Origin of the sequence: Vibrio fujianensis, from assembly GCF_002749895.1 — a bacterium.
Taxonomy (GTDB): Bacteria; Pseudomonadota; Gammaproteobacteria; order Enterobacterales; family Vibrionaceae; genus Vibrio; species Vibrio fujianensis.
The window spans coordinates 163,348-164,431 of sequence record NZ_NBUS01000041.1; the positions used below are offsets into that span (position 1 = coordinate 163,348).

The following is a 1,084-nucleotide window of genomic DNA, read 5'->3' on the forward strand; positions in this document are numbered from 1 at the left end:
CAAATTGTTGGTACGATTAATCCATATTGCGCCATGATGGCAAAAAAATTAGGGCATCAAGCGATTTATCTATCAGGTGGCGGTGTTGCTAATGCCTCATATGGTTTACCCGATCTTGGAATCACTACACTCAATGATGTGTTAGTCGATGTTGAACGCATTACCAATGCGTGTGACTTACCTTTGTTAGTCGACATTGATACTGGTTTTGGCGGAGCTTTTAACCTTGCTCGCACCATTAAGCTAATAGAAAAAGCTGGCGCTGCGGCGATACATATCGAAGATCAAGTCGCCCAAAAACGTTGTGGTCATCGCCCTAATAAAGCCATTATCAGTGTCCAAGAAATGGTGGATCGAATCAAAACTGCCGTTGATGCGCGTGATAACCCAGAGTTTGTCATTATGGCACGCACTGACGCTCTGGCAGTCGAAGGGATGGACAGTGCAATTGAACGAGCGATCGCTTATGTACAAGCAGGAGCTGACATGATTTTCCCTGAAGCGATGACCGAGTTAAAACAGTATGATCAGTTTTCTGTTGCACTACATGCCGCGACAGGTAAGCGTGTGCCTATATTAGCCAATATTACCGAGTTTGGTCAGACGCCACTTTACAACACAGAGCAACTGGCCAAGGTGAATGTGGACATGGTGCTCTACCCACTCAGTGCGTTTCGCGCCATGAATAAAGCAGCCGAGATGGTCTACCGGCATTTGTTAGAGCAAGGTAATCAAGAAGCTTTATTGGAGACAATGCAAACTCGCAGTGAGTTGTATAAGTATCTTAATTATCACGGTTATGAAGAAAAACTCGATCAGCTGTTTTCTGACAACAATCATTAACCGAGAAGCTCTAAAAAGAGATTCACCATTCAATCCCTTAATCCAATAACGTGAAACCGCTGCACTATCAAGCAAAACGCGAAGCCCAAAGAGGTTGGTTCATCAAAGAATCTGAAGTGTAGCAAGAAAAGGAGTTCAACATGCCTTCTACTTCATTAGGTGGCGCGGGCCTGCGTGGTCAAAGCGCTGGAAGCACGGCACTATGTACGGTCGGAAAGACTGGAACAGGTTTAACCTACCG

At 45.1% G+C, this 1,084-nt stretch carries 2 protein-coding genes; both read left to right on the plus strand.

Annotation, left to right across the window (positions count from 1 at the left end):
* Positions 1 to 843, plus strand: an 843-nt coding sequence (prpB, locus tag B7C60_RS08035; protein WP_245868912.1) for a methylisocitrate lyase, incomplete at its 5' end; no start/stop codon positions are given.
* 140 nt (positions 844 to 983) lie between these two features.
* The coding region (locus tag B7C60_RS18415) for a hypothetical protein (RefSeq protein ID WP_245869051.1) at positions 984 to 1,084 on the plus strand (101 nt) is incomplete at its 3' end.